Below are 17,175 nucleotides of genomic sequence, written 5' to 3'. Positions count from 1 at the left end.
CTGAGCGGTTCGCTGCCCGAGAAAGCGCAAAAACCAGCACCCGGGTCAGGATTTTCCGGTATAGTGCGCGCCGGCCAAATTTCCGGCCACGTTCAGGTAGTGCAATTCGCCCGGGGCTCGACTCCGGCAGCCAGTCCCGCTGCGGACTATCCTTGACGATTCACTTTCATCACGTTTTCGCAAATCCCCGCCGAACCAGGCTGCCAGGGTGACCCACAAGGTCTTGCACGGCATGCGCAGCTTTGGAACATGGGTCTTTGCGGATGCACTTGAGGCAGACCCATGACCCAGGAAACCGGCGGCTTCGCCGCGCTCGGACTTCATCCCCATATTCTCGCCGCTCTGACCGCCGTCGGTTACGAAGAGCCGTCGCCGATCCAGGCGCAGGCCATTCCGGTGATCCTCGCGGGCCACGACATGATCGGCCAGGCGCAGACCGGTACCGGCAAGACGGCCGCATTCGCACTGCCGCTGCTGTCCAAGATCGACCCGGCCAAGCGTGAGCCGCAGGTCCTGATCCTGGCGCCGACCCGCGAGCTGGCCCTGCAGGTGGCCACCGCCTTCGAAACCTACTCCAAGCAGATGCCGGGCGTGAACGTCGTCGCCGTCTACGGTGGTGCGCCGATGGGCCCGCAGCTCAAGGCCATTCGCCAGGGCGCGCAGATCATCGTCGCCACCCCGGGTCGCCTGGTCGACCACCTGCGTCGTGACGAGAAAGTGCTGTCCACCATTCAGCACCTGGTCCTCGACGAAGCCGACGAGATGCTCAAGCTGGGCTTCATGGACGATCTGGAAATCATCTTCGAAGCCATGCCGGAAAGCCGCCAGAGCGTGCTGTTCTCCGCCACGCTGCCGCACTCGATCCGCGCCATCGCCGAGAAGCACCTGCGCGAGCCGCAGCATATCAAGATCGCGGCCAAGACCCAGACCGTCTCGCGTATCGAGCAGGCGCACCTGATGATCCACGCCGATCAGAAGACCAACGCCGTGCTGCGCCTGCTGGAGGTCGAAGAATTCGACGCGCTGATCGCCTTCGTGCGTACCAAGCAGGCCACCCTGGACCTCGCCGCCGCGCTGGAGGCCAAGGGTTTCAAGGCTGCCGCACTGAACGGCGATATCGCCCAGGCACAGCGTGAGCGCGTGATCGACTCGCTCAAGGATGGTCGCCTGGACATCGTCGTCGCCACCGACGTGGCGGCGCGTGGTATCGACGTACCGCGCATCACCCACGTGTTCAACGTCGACATGCCGTACGACCCGGAGTCCTACGTGCACCGTATCGGCCGTACCGGCCGTGCTGGCCGCGATGGTCGTGCGCTGCTGCTGGTCACGCCGCGTGAGCGTCGCATGCTGCAGGTGATCGAGCGTGTCACCGGGCAGAAGGTCGGCGAGGTCAAACTGCCCAACCCGCAGCAGGTGCTGGATGCCCGCATCAAGAAGCTGACCGCCAGCCTGGCGCCGCTGGTTGCCGATGCCGAGGCCAGCCATGGCGATCTGCTCGACCGTCTGACCGCCGATATCGGCTGCAGCCCGCGTGCCCTGGCGGCCGCGCTGCTGAAGAAGGCCACCAATGGCCAGGCGCTGGACCTGGCCAGTGTCGAACGTGAACAGCCGCTGGTGCCGGGCGTGGGCGCGCCGCGCGAACGCCGCGAGCGCGATACCGATCGCGGTGGCGAGCGTGGCGAATACCGCGAACGTCGTGCGCCGATGCCGCTGGCCGAGGGTCGCGTGCGTTGCCGCACCGCGCTGGGCAACCGTGACGGCATCGCCGCCAAGAACCTGCTGGGCGCGATCCTCAACGAGGGCGGCCTGGCCCGTGAAGCCATCGGTCGTATTCAGATCCGCGAAACCTTCAGCCTGGTCGAACTGCCGGAAGAGGGCCTGGATCGCCTGCTCGGCAAGCTCAAGGACACCCGCGTGGCCGGCAAGGCGCTGAAGCTGCGTCGCTACCGCGAGGACTGATTCGGGACGGGCTTTCAGCCCGGTTTCGAGCGCCATGAAACGCCGCATCCCATTCCGGGATGCGGCGTTTTCGTTTGCGTACCTCGAGTCGGTCTAGCGGCGGGCGGTTTCGCCGCGTGTGGCCTTGGTGGCGAGGCGCTCGAAGACCTCGGGGGTGAAGGCGGCTTCGCCGGCTTCGTCGAGTACTTCTCGCGGATGTTCGCTGCCGGGAATGCTGCTGTCGAGCATGCTCAGCAGCTGTGTGCCGCGCCCGGTCAGGACGAAGTTCTCGCCATTGCCGCCTTCGCTCTCCGGACGCGGCTCGATGAAGCCGTTATCCAGCAGGCGCGCTTCGTAGCGGGTCGCCTGGGCGCGCAGGTGGTCGAGGTCGGCTGTTGCAGCCAGGCCCTGCTCATCGGCCAGGTCTTGCGCGTATTGGCGCGGAGCGAAGGGTTTGCCGGCGCAGTTCTGCGCCTCATGCAGCAGGCGTTCGACCAGATCCCAATTGTGCGTCATGGCGGTGTCTCCTCAAGCGATGGGCTCAATGAGTCCGACTGCGCGGGGAGGTGACGGTTCGAATGGATTGCACGGGCGGTAGCCCGGAAACGAAAACGCCCCGAACCAGTCGGGGCGTTTCTCGTCGGTGCGCTCAGGCGCGGCGGCGGAACAGCGGTTGTGGCTGGTCGGCCGAGGCCTGATAGACCTCGCTGTAGTCCTCGAAGGCTTTCAGCGCATCGACCGGGTCCTTGTCGGCACGCAGGGCGAAGGCATCGAAGCCGACGCGGCGCAGGGCGAACAGCTGGTCGCGGAGGATGTCGCCGATGGCACGCACCTCGCCCTTGTAGCCATAGCGGGTGCGCAGCAGGTAGGCGGTGGAGGAGTGGCGGCCGTCGGTGAAGGCGGGGAAGTTCAGGGCGATGACCTGGAAGTGCGCCAGGTCGTCGGCGATCTCTTCGATTTCCTCGCCGGCCTCCAGCCACACGCCCAGGCCGCCATCGCGGGCTTTCAGCGCATGACCATGCTCGACCCACAGCGCCAGCGGCACGATGACGTCGTCGCAATTGGGGATGGCGTCCAGGGGCACGTCCTTGGCCAGCAGGTGCCAGGTCTCGTCGATGACCTGGTCGTTCTTAATGATTCGCTGCATAGACGCGCTCCTTGAACGGGTCGATACCGATGCGGCGGTAGGTATCGAGGAAGCTTTCTTCTTCGGTGCGTTGTTCGACGTAGACCTTGATGATCTTGTCGACCACGTCCGGCATGTCGTCCTGGGCGAAGGACGGGCCGAGAATCTGCGCCAGGCTGGCATCGCGGCCGGCGTTGCCGCCGAGCGACACCTGGTAGAACTCCTGGCCTTTCTTGTCCACGCCGAGAATGCCGATATGGCCGACATGGTGGTGACCACAGGCGTTCATGCAACCGGAGATGTTCAGGTCGATGTCGCCGATGTCGAACAGGTAGTCGAGATCGTCGAAGCGGCGCTGGATGGCTTCGGCCACCGGGATCGACTTGGCGTTGGCCAGCGAGCAGAAATCGCCGCCGGGGCAGCAGATGATGTCGGTCAGCAGGCCCACGTTCGGCGTGGCGAAACCCTGTTCGCGCAGCTCGCCCCATAGGGTGAACAGCTGACGCTGTTCGACGTCGGCGAGGATGATGTTCTGGTTGTGGCTGTTGCGCACTTCACCGAAGCAGTAGCGATCGGCCAGGTCGGCGATGGCGTCGAGCTGCTTGTCGGTGACGTCGCCCGGTGCCACGCCGGTGGGCTTGAGCGACAGGGTCACGGCCACGTAGCCCGGCTTCTTGTGGGCGAAGGTGTTGCGCTGGCGCCAGCGGGCGAAACCGGGGTGTTCGGCATCTTGCTGGGCGAGCAGGGCGTCTTCGTCTGGCAGGGCCTGATAGGCCGGGTCGACGAAGTGCGCGGCAACGCGTGCGACTTCGGCGTCGGTCAGCGTCATCGGGCCATCCTTCAGGTGCGCCCACTCGGCGTCGACGCGCTCGGCGAAGACTTCGGGGGTCAGCGCCTTGACCAGGATCTTGATGCGCGCCTTGTACTTGTTGTCACGACGGCCATAGCGGTTGTACACGCGCAGGATGGCATCGAGATAGGAAATCAGGTGCTGCCACGGCAGGAACTCGTTGATGAAGCTGCCGACGATCGGGGTACGGCCCAGGCCGCCGCCGACGGATACACGGAAGCCCAGCTCGCCGTCGTCGTTCTTCACCGCTTCCAGGCCGATGTCGTGCACTTCGATGGCCGCGCGGTCGCTGACGGCACCGTTGACGGCAATCTTGAACTTGCGCGGCAGGTGGCTGAACTCGGGGTGGAAGGTCGACCACTGACGGATGATCTCGCACCAGGGGCGCGGATCGACCACTTCATCCTTGGCCACGCCGGCGAACTGGTCGGTGGTGGTGTTGCGGATGCAGTTGCCGCTGGTCTGGATCGCGTGCATCTGCACGGTGGCCAGCTCGGCAAGGATCTCCGGTACGTCTTCCAGCTCCGGCCAGTTGTACTGCACGTTCTGCCGGGTACTGATGTGCGCGTAACCCTTGTCGTAGTCGCGGGCGATGCGCGCCAGTACGCGAACCTGGGCAGACGACAGCAGGCCGTAAGGCACCGCGACACGCAGCATGGGCGCGAAACGCTGGATATACAGGCCATTCTGCAGGCGCAGCGGGCGGAATTCCTCGCCGCTCAGCTCTCCGGCGAGGTAGCGGCGGGTTTGATCGCGGAACTGCTTGACGCGATCCTCGACGATCTGTTGATCGTACTGGTCATATACGTACATGAAGGGTCCTGTTTTCAGGCTACTTACTGCCAATCAGCGCGCACGGCCGCGCACTCCCCGAGGAGCCGGGGCACGATACCAGCTCAGGTTTATGCGTAAAAGTGATGTTTGAATATATAAACCTGACTTTAAGGAATAAGACGAGCCCAGAGCATAACCAGAAGGTTTGAGCGAACCGCAAGGCTGGTCTTAAATGCACTGTGCGGTACCCACAAGCACAAGAAGAGGGGGAGCCATGAGCGAGCACAGCGAAGTCGAGAATGCCGACAGCGTCATCGATGCCTGGGCAATCTTCAGCCTGATCCTGATCGCGGTCGGTACAGCGATCTTCTGGGTCAGCGGACAGTAAGGATCGGGGCCGACACGCATCAGCGGTCGGCCTTTTGCCACTGGAGCCCTATACTGCGCCCCGATGTTTTTCCGGAGGCGCGCTGTGATCAAGTGGATGATGGGGCTATGGCTGGTGCTGTGCGGCGTGCAGGCGCTGGCGCAGGTGCGAGCGCCCTCCGTCGTGTTCCTCAATCCGGGGCATTCCGATGAGCCGTTCTGGCGCGAGTATTCCCGCTACATGCAGGATGCTGCGCAAGACCTCGGCCTCGAGCTGAGAGTGCTCTACGGTGAGCGCGACCCGGCGCGCATGCTGGGCAACGCTCATGAAGTCCTGCGGGGGGATCACCCCGATTACCTGATCTTCACCAACGAACAGTTCCAGGCCCCCGCGCTGTTGCGCCTGCTCGAAGGCAGCAATATCCAGCTGTTCGCCCTGCACAGCACCCTGACTCCGGAGCAGCAGGCGCTGCTCGGCGGCAGCCGCGAGCGCCACGGTAACTGGCTGGGGAGCCTGGTGCCCAATGACGAGGAAGCGGGTTACCTGATGGGGCGGGAACTGATCGCCCTGAGCGAGGGGCGGCCGGCCGAGCTGCTGGCCTTTTCCGGGGTCAAGCAGACGCCGTCTTCCGAATTGCGCCTGGCCGGGCTGCATCGCGCACTGGCCGAGGCGCCGCACGTGCGCCTGGTGCAGGCCGTACATGGTGAATGGCAACAGCAGCGCGCCTACGAGCAGGCGTCCAGCCTGCTGCCTCGTTATCCTGACGTGAGCCTGATCTGGGCCGCCAACGATGAAATGGCCTTCGGCGTCATGCGCGCAGCCGGAGAGTTGGGCAGGGCACTGCGCTATGCCGCCCTGAATAACTCCGAGCGGGCGCTGCAGGCGCGCATCGACGGCCGGATCGAGGTGCTGGCGGCAGGGCACTTTCTTCTTGGCGCCTGCGCGCTGGTGATGCTCAACGATCACGCCAGGGGCTTCGACTTCATCGAGCGTGGTGGCAAGGACCAGGTGGCGCATCTGCTGCGCCTGATCGACCGGGCGCAGGCAAGGACGCTACTCGAGCGCCTGTCTCGCGCCGAGATCGGCATGGATTTCCGGCGCTTCAGCAGCGAGCTGCAGCCGAAACAGCAGCGCTACGACTGTTCGGTTGCCCGCCTGCTGGACTGATCAGCCGACCGCCAGGTGCAGGATCAGCTTCACTGTCGCCAGCAGGATGACGACGAACAGCACGGTGAACAGCACGCCCAGCATGATGAAGTGGCCGGGCTTGCCCCGGCTGAAGTCGCGGCTGCGGTTCTTGCCGCTCTGCACGCCGAGCGCGGCAGCCAGCACGCTCTGCAACATTTCCCGAAACGTCAGCGGTGCCTGTTCGGGGTCTTTCTCCTGATCGTTCATGGTCAGCCTCTCCGTCGCTGCAGCAAGCATAGTCCGCTGCTGGCGAATCGGCACACCGGCCTAGGCTGGCTCGAGCGAATCAGGCAATCTGACAGGGCGCCGACAACCGATACCGACCATGCCCGAGAACCTTTTCCCCGACGATGCCGCGCAGACCGAGCGCACCCGCGAGACTATCCTGCGCTACCACCTGAGCTGGAAGCACCGTGACCTCGAGGCGGTGATGGCCCTGTACCACCCGGACATCGAATACAACGACTTCTATCAGCAGCGCTGCATGCGCCTGGCGGACCTGCGTGAATACGTGGAAAACAACCTGCCGCGCCGTCCGGGCGAGCTGTTGGAGCATGTCGATCGCATCCGTATCGACGGCCATACCGCGTTCATTCAGTACTGCACCAGCTTGCAGGGTGGGGAAGGGCTGGTGTCATTCCGCACGGGCGAGGCCATTACCGTGCGCGACGGCCTGATCTGGCGTATCAACGAATACGCGACCCTGGTGCGTGAGGCGCGCGGAGCGGGTGAGGGTGGTGCTTCGCGGCCCGCGATCAGTCGCCTGGGCCTGTCGACTCGTCAGCTCGGGCAACTGGCGCAGGACCTGCAGGAGTACTTCCAGAGCAGCCAGCCGTTTCTCGACCCCGAGCTGGACCTGCAACAGGTGGCGGCCGCCACCGGCTATAGCCGCAACCAGATTTCCCATTTGCTCAACCAGGTGCTCGGCGAAAGCTTCTACCGCTACGTCAACCGCGCCCGCCTGCAGTACCTGCTCGACGGGTTGCAGACCGGCAGCGACCTCAAGCGCATCGACGAACTGGCCTTTGCGGCGGGCTTCAACTCGCTGTCGGCGTTCTACACCTGCTTCAAGCGGCATACCGGGCTGTCGCCGAAGGCCTATCTGCGAAGCCGTCTGGATGATGCTGCAGTGCAATCCGCCGGTTCAAGCTAGGCGCGGTGAGTAGGGTGAGAGGCGGTTGCTGATGTTCAGAACAGGTTCCATGCCCTGGTTCTGGCGGTGCTTGGCGGCGCTGATCTTAAGCGCGCCCGAGTCCTTGGTTCGATGAGCGTGCGGCTCCGGCTCATAGCTCCAGTGAGCCGCTATTACGCTCCACATCGATCAGACGCTCGGTCGGCCCGTTCGGATCAAGCCGTTCCCGCACCACCTCAGGCCAGTTGGCGCCACTCTGGCGGCTGGCCACTTTGTAGGTGAACTCCTCTATCAGCCCGACGGGATAGAAAAGCATCCCGCCATATAGCTGGAATAAATCCGACAGTTGCAGGTAATTGCGCCCACCCGCCTCCTTGCGGCGTGTCTTCAACTCCCGCCAATGCTGCCCAAGCTTCTCGCTGAATTTGAATTGGATCGCCAGCTGACTTTTGACAAAGGCATCGGACTCGCTGTGATTGCCCCGCTCGTCGAACCAGGGACCGTTGTTCATATAGGCACGCAGGTATTCCCAGAAACACAACTGCATGTCCAGATCCTTGCCCATCGGCACGCCCAGGCTAACCAGTACCTGCCGCTCCGGCCGCTGGTACTGGTGCATCAGCACCTCCAGCGCCGCGCTGCGCGTGGCGCCGGTATAGGGGCCAACCAAACGGAATTCATAGGCCACGGCAGCGATTTCATCCCAGGGGCAGTGGTAGAGAACACCATCCTGTTCTAAATAGACTTCGCGGGTACGGCGGTTGAACAGAATTGGCAAAGGTAAAGGGCGCAATGTTTCCCATAGAAAGGGGAGCACTAGTATAGGAATAGCCGTTAAGAAGGTTCCTATGCTTTCCCAGACCCTTCCATAGTAAATCTCAAGCAACCCCATAAATATAAAAGCCCCCGCCCCTATACCTCCCAATATTCCCGTCAACATCCCACGATACTTTTCTTCTCCCACCTTCAAAGTTAGGTAATGCTCAGTCTGCTCTTCAATATCGAAGAGGTTCATCGGCTGCTGGCCAGTCGGCTGATCGGCCTTCAAGGCGACATAGGGGACGTTACCGGACAATTTGTCGCCCAGGGCTCCCAGTAATTTCTCCCAACTCATGGCATTAACTCAGGTCGATATCCAGGGGCGGCATATACAGCCCCTCGATGGGTTGAAAGATCAGGGGCCGCAGATGCACTTGAGCGGTTTGTCCTCATAGCACGCATTGTCGATTCAGTAGCGTCCAGCTAATCGGAGAAGGGCGGGAGCGGAGGGTAAGTGACTCTCCATTGCTTGGCGAAGACCTGGATCATGTCTCGCTACTGGCATGGGCTAGCTCAGCCTCTCGCCGGGCAATGGCACGCTCCAGTTCCGGGGAGCGTTTGGCCCATTGTTCAGGGGGCAGGGGGGTTGACCATTTCACGGCTTCGGGGGCGGTCAGGTCGGGGAGCTGGGCAAGCTTCTTTCTCTGTAAGTGTTCTAGCAAGATGGTATTGAACAGTAGTCCAAAAAATCCTTCCCACAGGATGGCAAGCAACCAGCCCCGGCTCCTTGCCGCCTCGCGGATGTCATGCAGGTAACTTTCCCAGATGTTCATCCCAGTGTTACGAATGGTAGAACTGTCAGGCACCGCGTCCGGGCCGATTTCCATAAAACTGCGAATGCATTCCCACTGCGCCATGGAGCCAATGCCACCCCCGGTATTGAGCATCATCACCCAACCCGGTTTGTTCTCCGCATAGGCCTCATGCTCCTGACCTTCGAGGGGCAACCAGAGGATCAATGCACCCTGCTTGCTGGCACCGCCGGTATTGAGGCTAAGGGCGCTGGGAGACACAGCATGCACACGCTCCCAGGGCACGAACCAGTAGTTGCCGTCCGGTTCGGTCACGCAGACCTCGCGGCGCTGACGATTGAAGCGCAGTGGGGGCGTCAGTGGTTTGCGCCATTGCTTGATAAACAGATACCAGAGCGTCCCCATCAGTGCTGAGGAAAAGGCAATGAATGCAAGAGTTTCCCAAACTTGTCCCGTTGACGCGAACAACCAAGTAGCCCAAACGAATATGAGATTTCCTAGATTAAGGGTCATCCACCCCCCTCCCATGGCGAAACTACCGATATCCAGATAAACCGAGTTTTTGCGCCAGATGATATTCATCAGATCCTGGGGTGGTTGCCCAGTTGGGATAGGCAAAGGGGCCAGATGCTCCTGCTGGCGGAGAAAGCCGCGTTCGATATCGCCGGCCTGTGCGTTCATCACTGATCCTCGGGGGGCAAGACTGTCCGTTCGACCTCAACGGCGGGGAGGCGGTCGCTGACCAGCGGGCCATCGCTGCTGCCATGCTCGGTAATGCTGGTGCCGCGGATGATATAGCGCATGCCCTGATTGCCACCGACCACCAGTTGGTGGGGGCTGAGGGTGCCGGTCAGCATGGCCAGGGGGCTGTGGTAGATCACCTGCAACTGCCAGTGGCCAGCCATTGCTGGGGGCATGCCGGTTGTCGGTCATGCTGCCGATGACGCAGCCAGCTCAGCCTCCCGCTCGGCAATGGCACGCTCCAGTTCCGGGGAGCGTTTGGCCCACTGCTCGGGTGGCAGGGGCTTTGACCATTCCACTGCTTCGGGAGCGGTGAGGTCGGGGATATTGGCGAGTTTTCGAGTATCGAGTACCGCAAGCCAAGGTATCCCGAAAATGGTCAGACCAAGAAAGGTCATACAGGCTTTCGCAAACTTGCCGTGCCGGAGTTCGTCGACCAATTGCAGTACCACGCCTTTCCACATGCCTAAGTAACCGCCGCGCTGTACGACTTCCTTGGCCTTATCGAGCGAATTTTCAGGTACTGCCTCCGGGCCGACTTCCATAAAGCTGCGAATACATTCCCACTGCGCCATGGACCCCATGCCCCCACCGGTATTGAGCATCATCACCCAGCCCGGTTTGTTCTCCGCATAGGCCTCATGCTCCTGGCCTTCGAGGGGCAGCCAGAGGATCAACTGGCCTTGTTTGCTAGCACCACCCGTGTTGAGGCTGAGGGCGCTAGGGGATACGGCATGCACACGCTCCCAGGGCACGAACCAGTAGTTGCCGTCCGACTCGGTCACGCAGACCTCACGGCGCTGGCGATTGAAGCGCAGTGGGGGCGTCAGTGGTTTGCGCCATTGCTTGATAAAAAAGTACCAAAGCGGCCCCATGATCGCCGCCCCCATCAATGGGACAATACCCAAATAGACCCAAGTTACACCTGGAACGCCAGCAGAGCTTGCTGCGACCCAAACAGAAATCGCAATAAATAAAACTGTTCCCATGTGCAAGGTCATCCACCCCCCCCCCATGGCAAAGCTACCGATATCCAGATAAACCGGGTTCTTGCGCCAGATGATATTCATCAGATCCTGGGGTGGTTGCCCGGTTGGTATCGGCAAAGGGGCCAGATGCTCCTGCTGGCGGAGAAAGCCGCGTTCGACATCGCCGGCCTGTGCGTTCATCACTGATCCTCGGGGGTCAAGACTGTCCGTTCGACCTCAACGGCGGGGAGGCGGTCGCTGACCAGCGGGCCATCGTTGCTGCCATGCTCGGTAATGCTGGTGCCGCGGATGATATAGCGCATGCCCTGATTGCCACCGACCACCAGTTGGCGGGGGTTGAGGGTGCCGGTCAGCATGGCCAGGGGGCTGTGGTAGATCACCTGCAACTGCCAGTGGCCGCCCTCCGGCTGTGCCGGCAGCTTGCCGCTCAGGCGCAAGCCCATGCCCTGGTGGATGGGTAGCCACTGACTTTGCACAGTGGCCAGCCATTGACGAGTGCAGTCAGTAGGCGTGCCAGCGGTGTTGATGGCTGCCAGGCGCAGGTGCAACTGGGTGTGGATTGGGTCGGCACCGGGCAGGTAGAGTTGCAGGCTGTCGGTTTTATTGCCGATGACGATGCTGTGGTCGCTGCCGCCCGAGTGGCGACTGGTCAGCAGCCCTGTGGCTTGCAGCCTGGGCTTGAACAGCAGATTGATCAGGGTTTGCAGCTCGGCGCTGGCCTGTTCGGGGCTGTCGTCCCAGCGGCGTGTATTGCCCCAGCAGCATTGTTCGAGGAACTGCTGCAGTTCGCTGTCCTTGAAGTAGTTCCAGGCCAGGTACATGCCTTCGACGATCAGGATCAGCCAGTTCACCGGCACGATGCGCAGGCTGAACCATTTGATCGCCTCACCAATTGTCCAGCGATTGGTCAGGGCCATATAGGTGGCGTAGCCGCCGAGGCCGGTCTGTGTGGCCATCAGGCCCAGTACGGCGCCATCGTGCCCCAGACGCGCCCAGTGGTTGCCGCTCCAGTAGGCATCCTCTTTCTGCATTTCGGCCGAAAGTTTGGCGAGATCAAAAGCAGCCGCCACGGCGGCAAATGCACCTGTAGTGAATGCAAACAGAGTAACGATAGGTGCTTGATATGCACGATTTATTAGTGGCAGCTCCACCCTAACCGCAATCCGTCCTGTGGCCTCCCAACTCGCTCCAATCACAGCCGATAGCGCAGCGGCCACTTTCAGGCTTTCTGCCTTATGCTCCCAATCACGAACAGCATCCAGCTCCCGCCCCTGGTCGCGCTGTTCAAGCTGCGCCAGGTTGTTCAGATGCAGCAGCAGGGCGGTCAGCGGCAGCACGCCGCCCAGGGTGTTGAGGTTGCGAATGGCGGCAACGTTCGGTTCCAGGCCTCTTTGCAGTTGTCGCCCAGCCTCCAGGCTCCAGTCCCACAGGCGTTGGCCCACGGCGCCACTGAGGCTGAAACCGAGCTGGCCGCTTTTGATCACCACGCCGGAACTCCATCGCACGACCAGCAGCAGGCCTTGCAGCGGCAGAGGGAAGCGCGCGATCAGGTTCGGCGTGTTGGCCGTGCCGTTCAGGTGCTCCAGTTCCAGAGAACCGAATGCAGCCGCCAGGCGGGACATGGCCCGGTTCCAGTCGTTGCCATCGGTGCCGCCCAGTTCACTGAGCCAGGCAAGCTTGCCCTGGCTGACCAGGGAGCCAAGCAGTTGCCCGATGGCGGCCTGGTTCTGGCTGGTCAGCGCCGCCGTGACCTCGTCCGAACGTTCGGACAAGTCGACCAATTCAGGGCTGAAACCATTGCTCAACAGGCTGAAGGGGCGTTCCGGCGAGGGCGAGCGCAGCAGGTTGACGGCCACCTGTATGCCCGGCCCGCTGCTGCACAGCTCGCTCAGGCTCGCCAGGCTGAGGTGGCTTAGCCAATCGCAATGCTCGGCGTCGTCGTAATTCGCGTACCAGAGACTATCACCGTGCACGGCCAGGAAGGTTTCGCTGTCTTGCAGCAGGCTGTCGCGCCGTTCGGCCAGCCAGCGGTGATGCGGCGCGGCTTCGTCGTTCATCCAGCTTTGCATGGCGTCCAGGCGTACCCGCTCGGCCACCTGTGCGCCGCTTCTGCTGTCGCTCATGTTGCGCGCTTTGTCGGCGGTGTAGCCCATCACCACTGAGCGGATTTCATTGTGCAGGTGCGGCGGTATGAAGCGGCGAGTCGGCAGCAGCACCTGTTGCTCGTCGTAGTGCACCTGGCGCAGCAATTCATCGGCCTGAGCGTGGCTGTATTGCCGGCCACGTTCGTGGTTGATGCGGGTTTCCTCGTCGAGCAACGGCTTGAGGTCGCTGTGCGCCTTGAGCAACTGGTCGCCTTCTTCGGGCGTCAGTTGTAGCTCTTCGCCGGGCCTGTAGCGGTAGTTGATGAGGTTGCTCAGCTCCGCGCCGTCCTCGTTGATCAGGCTGTTGATGAAACCGGCAATCATGCCCTTGTTGCCGTTCTGCTGGTTCCATTGCTCATGACGGGTACTGATCAATCCCTGCTCATTGTTGAGATCGCGCAGGGCGCCCAGATCGTCATCCAGGCATGCCAGCACGGCGTGCAATGCGCCGGCCTGGCTGCGCGCCAGATCGAGCCACGCCTCACAGGCAAAGGCATCCCAGGCCACTGTGCTCCACTCACCCGGCTTGTGCTCGGCGGCATCGGGATGCCTCTCGGCTGCCGCGCTGCACTTGTTCTGCTGGGCTTTGAGCCGTAACCAGGCGTCGGCTGCCGCCGCATTTTGCTCTGCGGTGTCGAAGGTGGCGTAGACCTGATCGAGCCTTTGTTGCTGCTGCTCACCATTTTCGACATGCTCGGCGGCCAGTGCCTTGTCGTAACTTTCCGGCAGCAACTCGGCGATCAACTGTGAGGCTTCACTCAGCGGCGGGCAGTGCTCTGCCGTGAGTTCGCGGGCGACGCCTGGCAAATCGAGCTGACGCATATGCCGGCGGCGAACGCTCGGGGTTTTCAACTCGTCACAATGCTGTACCGACAAGGGCCGCTCGGTGTGCATCATCCAGGCACTCCGGGCCTTGTTCAGCTTGAGGCCCGTCAGCATGCCCTGGGTGAGTTCGCTGTGCCCGGCCTCGAGGGGTTGTTCCAGCAAGCGGCCATCCTCCGCCACGGCGAAGCGTTGCAAGGGTCCATCAGCCTGCCACAGATACAAGTAACCAGACCGCAAGCGGCGCAGCGCCATCGGGTGGCTGAACGTCTGGCGAATCGGCTGCACCGAGATGTGCTCGGCCTTCTCCTCACTCAAGGCATAACGTACCGGTACCACGAACACTTCCGCCTGCCTGGCCGGGCAGGCGCTTGCCGGGCTGCCCAGGTCTTCCGCAGGGAAATCCTGCTTGGCGGCCTTATTGGCAGACGCCAGGTTGACGGCCTGGTTTTGGTTCGAAGTGGTCATGCGGTGACTTCCTTGTCGGTCAGCAGTTGCCGTTGCAGTTCCAGAGTCATGCGCTCCAGGCGTTGTTCGGGGCGCAAGCTAGGCGTATCTAGTATCTGGCGATAGGTCAGGTGTGATGGAGCATGGGGGAATTCCGTTCCCAGTACGGCACACAGATTGGCCCATTGCACCACCTGATCGGCCCTGCTGTAACCGTGGGCGTTGGCACTGTTTCGGCAGTTAAGTACCCAGGCCTGGCGAGCGCTAGCATCCTGACCGGCCAGACAGTAGGGAAAGTAATGGTCGACGTGGGCAAGCAATTGCTCGTCAAAGGCTTCCAGATGAGCACGATTCAGTCGCTCAACGGTATCGCTACTCAGGTGGAGCCAGGGAGTGTCCTCATAACGAGCGGCTGGTGATGCGTTCTGGCGCTGCAGTCGGATCGGCTCGTCCTCCACTTGTTGAGATGCAACGCGAATACGCTGGATCGGCCCCATCAGGTAGTCGCGCTCTTCACTGGGCAGTTCGACCAGCCAATGGCGCATCACTCTTGGGTCGTAGTAGCGCAGTAAAACCGTCACGCCTTGCACGCTGACATGGGCCAGGCTGCGTAGATGCTCGACCAAATCTTGGGTGTGCGCAGTGCTTTCCAGCCAGATACCAGCCGCTGCCTGCCAGTGTTCGACAAAATGCGCCTCCAATCGGCTGTCTGGCTGAAGCTGAACCAGAACCGGTCCGGCATCGGCCAGGGCTTCGTAAAGAGTGCCCTGGTAGAGGTGGTGGAGGTTTGGGCTGTCTTCCAACTGGTAGAGCTGCGCCAGCAGATTGTCGATCTGCGCTCCGTCGAGCAGCAGGTATTGCCGGAGCTGCTCGCTCATTGTTTCTGCTCCATCTGCTGGCAAATGGCGCAGAAGGGCTGCGCCTGGCTGGCTGCACGTTGCAGCGCCTGCTTCTGGGCCTGGATCAGCAAATTACCGGCCTTGTCGGCGTCCGCTGGCTTCACTATTCCCGGCAGGATGGGTTTGGCGCCAGAACCGCTACCCGGCCCACCCCCGGAGTTCATCTTGATCGTCGCGCCGCTGATGGTCACGCCGCTGGGGTCGAGTTTGACGAAGCTGCCGCCGGCGGCGGCGGTGAGTTCCATGCCGGCGTCGATCACCACCTTGCTGCCGGCGTTGTAGTGAATCTCGCTGCCCGCTTCGATGAACTGGCCGGTGCCGATCTTGTTGTGCTGGGTGGTGGCGACGGTGAGGTGGTCGTTGGCGCGCACTTCGATCTTGCGGTCGAGGTCGGTGGTGCGGTGTTCCTCGGCCTGCATTTCCGCGTAGCTGTTGGCTTCGACGGTGTCGTGGCGTTCGTTGCCGATGCGGATCTTCTGGTCGTGCTCGACGTTCTCGTCCCAGTCGCGCTCGGCGTGGATGTAGATCTGCTCGGCGCCCTTGCGGTCTTCGATGCGGAATTCGTTGTAGCCGCCGCCACCTGGGCTGCTCAGGGTCTTGAACAGGCTGCGGGTCTTGTTCGCGGGCAGCTCGTAGGGCACCACATGCTCGGCGTGGTAGAGGCAACCGGTGACCAGGGGTTGGTCGGGGTCGCCCTCCAGGAAGGTCACCAGCACTTCCATGCCCACCCGCGGGATGGCCACGCCGCCGTAGGCATCGCCGGCCCAGTTGGAGGCCACACGCAGCCAGCAACTGGTGGTGTCATTGCCGATGCCGTCGCGGTCCCAGTGGAACTGCACTTTCACCCGGCCGTACTGGTCGCAGTGGATCTCTTCGCCGGCTGGGCCGGTGACGACGGCGGTCTGGCTGCCCAGGACCTTGGGCTTGGGATGTTCGAGCAGTGGGCGATAGGGAATGTCCCAGGGCGTGGCGACGAAGCGGTTGCGGTAGCCCTGCTGGAAGCCGTCACCCGGCTGGGTGTGGCTGGTGACCGACTCTTCCAGCACCTGCGGTTGCTTGCCTTCGTGGATGACTTCGCACAGCAGCCAGAGGTCGTTCCACTGTTCACGCGGGTGGCCGGCCAGCGCCAGGAAGTGGCCGCTGGCCAGGTAGGCGTCGCTCTTGCCCTCGGCGAGCTCGTAGTCGCTGCGCAGGCGCTCCAGGCTGCGCTTGGCCAGGTGCTTGCCGCGGGTGCGATCGGTGAAGCGTCCGGGATAGTCGTAGACCTCCAGCGCCGGGGTGAACTCGCTGCTGTAGTCCGCCTCCATCTGCAGTTTGGGCTGCTCGAAGTCGTAGTCGCGCCAGGTGGCCTGAGTGCTGCGTGTTTCCATGCGCACGCCGAAGACGCTGACCACTTCGTTGTCGGCGGAGAGGCCGCTGTCCTGCTGGTAGTTCAGCGGATCGAGCTTGGGGAAGACGCTGGCGTCATCGCCAAACACCAGCACATGGCCGTCCTCGCTGTGCTGGAAGTGGAAGCTGATCCCTTCTTCCTCGCACAGGCGCTGGATGAAACGCAGGTCGCTCTCGTCGTACTGGGTGCAGTAGATGCGCTCGGGGTAGACGTAGGGGCCGAACTGCATGCGGTAGTCGGTGCCGTCCAGCAGGCCGTGTTCTTCAAGTACGGCGGCGATGATCTGCGGGGCGGTCAGGTGCTGGAAGATGCGCTGGTCGAAGCTGTGGCCCAGGTAGGCCAGGCTGGGGCGCAGGTCGATGTGGTAGCGCGTCAGGCGCTTGCCGGAGTCGCCCTGGGTGATGCCATGAATGATGCCGTGGACACCCTTGTCGCTCGGGCCGAAGGCCAGGTAGGCGGTCTGGTTGATCAGCTCGTTGAGGTCGAGGTCGGCACGCGGGCTGACCAGCTCGATATCGAAGCGGTAGGGCTTGTTGAGCATTTCCCGGCCAGTGAACGAGAGCACTTGCAGGTCGCTTTCGACGGCGGGAATGGTGAGGGTGATATGCGCCTGGTTGGCATCCAGCATGGCGGTTTCCTTCCTTAGATCCGGGCAGGGCATAGGGTGCCCAGCTCAGGTGGCAGGATCAATACTGGCCGGGCGATAGCATGACCTGGGTCACGCTAGGCGATACGCCCTTGTGCGGACTGCACGGGCTAGCCGGCCGGATCGGGCAGGTCGGCAATTTTCCTCG

At 62.4% G+C, this 17,175-nt stretch carries 14 protein-coding genes; 3 read left to right on the top strand and 11 right to left on the bottom strand.

Annotation, left to right across the window (positions count from 1 at the left end; genetic code table 11):
- The first annotated feature begins 282 nt into the window (after window positions 1-282).
- On the top strand, window positions 283-1,962 hold the full coding sequence (locus FIV02_RS12205; RefSeq protein ID WP_152488754.1) for a DEAD/DEAH box helicase: 1,680 nt from the start codon (window positions 283-285) through the stop codon (window positions 1,960-1,962).
- Window positions 1,963-2,055: 93 nt separating this feature from the next.
- On the opposite strand, the gene FIV02_RS12200 is transcribed toward FIV02_RS12205, so the two are convergent.
- The 3 genes from FIV02_RS12200 to FIV02_RS12190 form a co-directional block, all read right to left on the bottom strand.
- Window positions 2,056-2,457, bottom strand: a complete 402-nt coding sequence (locus FIV02_RS12200; RefSeq protein ID WP_152488753.1) for a transcriptional regulator — start codon at window positions 2,455-2,457, stop codon at window positions 2,056-2,058.
- Between the two features lie 133 nt (window positions 2,458-2,590).
- Window positions 2,591-3,088: a DUF934 domain-containing protein gene (locus FIV02_RS12195; protein ID WP_152488752.1), complete on the bottom strand. Its 498-nt coding sequence runs from the start codon at window positions 3,086-3,088 to the stop codon at window positions 2,591-2,593.
- Window positions 3,072-4,730 (bottom strand): nitrite/sulfite reductase, encoded by a 1,659-nt coding sequence (locus FIV02_RS12190; RefSeq protein WP_152488751.1) that lies wholly within the window; start codon window positions 4,728-4,730, stop codon window positions 3,072-3,074. Before FIV02_RS12190 ends, FIV02_RS12195 begins: the two co-directional genes overlap by 17 nt.
- Window positions 4,731-5,178: 448 nt before the next feature.
- On the opposite strand from FIV02_RS12190, the gene FIV02_RS12185 reads away from it, so the two are divergent.
- Window positions 5,179-6,225 carry an ABC transporter substrate-binding protein gene (locus tag FIV02_RS12185; protein WP_256663127.1) on the top strand — a complete coding sequence of 349 codons (1,047 nt, stop codon included), beginning with the start codon at window positions 5,179-5,181 and terminating at the stop codon, window positions 6,223-6,225.
- On the opposite strand, the gene FIV02_RS12180 is transcribed toward FIV02_RS12185, so the two are convergent.
- Window positions 6,226-6,453, bottom strand: a complete 228-nt coding sequence (locus tag FIV02_RS12180; RefSeq protein ID WP_134677922.1) for a DUF2970 domain-containing protein — start codon at window positions 6,451-6,453, stop codon at window positions 6,226-6,228.
- A 118-nt stretch (window positions 6,454-6,571) separates the two neighbouring features.
- Between FIV02_RS12180 and FIV02_RS12175 the strand changes: the two genes are divergently transcribed.
- Window positions 6,572-7,399: a nuclear transport factor 2 family protein gene (locus tag FIV02_RS12175; RefSeq protein WP_134677923.1), complete on the top strand. Its 828-nt coding sequence runs from the start codon at window positions 6,572-6,574 to the stop codon at window positions 7,397-7,399.
- Window positions 7,400-7,529: 130 nt separating this feature from the next.
- Here FIV02_RS12175 and FIV02_RS12170 read toward each other — a convergent pair whose 3' ends face one another.
- The 7 genes from FIV02_RS12170 to FIV02_RS12140 all read right to left on the bottom strand — a co-directional run bounded on the left by FIV02_RS12170 (window position 7,530) and on the right by FIV02_RS12140 (window position 17,009).
- The gene (locus FIV02_RS12170) at window positions 7,530-8,492 is read right to left on the bottom strand and encodes a hypothetical protein (RefSeq protein WP_256663120.1); all 963 of its coding nucleotides are present in this window, start codon (window positions 8,490-8,492) and stop codon (window positions 7,530-7,532) included.
- A 190-nt stretch (window positions 8,493-8,682) separates the two neighbouring features.
- The gene (locus tag FIV02_RS12165) at window positions 8,683-9,630 is read right to left on the bottom strand and encodes a DUF6708 domain-containing protein (RefSeq protein ID WP_152488750.1); all 948 of its coding nucleotides are present in this window, start codon (window positions 9,628-9,630) and stop codon (window positions 8,683-8,685) included.
- Complete coding sequence (locus tag FIV02_RS12160; protein WP_152488749.1) at window positions 9,630-9,866, bottom strand: hypothetical protein; 237 nt, start codon at window positions 9,864-9,866, stop codon at window positions 9,630-9,632. The genes FIV02_RS12165 and FIV02_RS12160 overlap by 1 nt, the downstream gene beginning before the upstream one ends.
- A 12-nt stretch (window positions 9,867-9,878) precedes the next feature.
- On the bottom strand, window positions 9,879-10,859 hold the full coding sequence (locus tag FIV02_RS12155; RefSeq protein WP_152488748.1) for a hypothetical protein: 981 nt from the start codon (window positions 10,857-10,859) through the stop codon (window positions 9,879-9,881).
- Complete coding sequence (locus FIV02_RS12150; protein ID WP_152488747.1) at window positions 10,859-14,113, bottom strand: toxin VasX; 3,255 nt, start codon at window positions 14,111-14,113, stop codon at window positions 10,859-10,861. Before FIV02_RS12150 ends, FIV02_RS12155 begins: the two co-directional genes overlap by 1 nt.
- On the bottom strand, window positions 14,110-14,970 hold the full coding sequence (locus FIV02_RS12145) for a DUF4123 domain-containing protein (protein WP_152488746.1): 861 nt from the start codon (window positions 14,968-14,970) through the stop codon (window positions 14,110-14,112). Before FIV02_RS12145 ends, FIV02_RS12150 begins: the two co-directional genes overlap by 4 nt.
- Window positions 14,967-17,009 (bottom strand): type VI secretion system tip protein VgrG, encoded by a 2,043-nt coding sequence (locus FIV02_RS12140; RefSeq protein WP_152488745.1) that lies wholly within the window; start codon window positions 17,007-17,009, stop codon window positions 14,967-14,969. Before FIV02_RS12140 ends, FIV02_RS12145 begins: the two co-directional genes overlap by 4 nt.
- Between the last annotated feature and the right edge of the window lie 166 nt (window positions 17,010-17,175).

The organism is Pseudomonas sp. THAF187a, assembly GCF_009363395.1.
Lineage (GTDB): Bacteria > Pseudomonadota > Gammaproteobacteria > Pseudomonadales > Pseudomonadaceae > Aquipseudomonas > Aquipseudomonas khazarica.
This window is presented reverse-complemented; position numbering and strand designations above follow the sequence as displayed.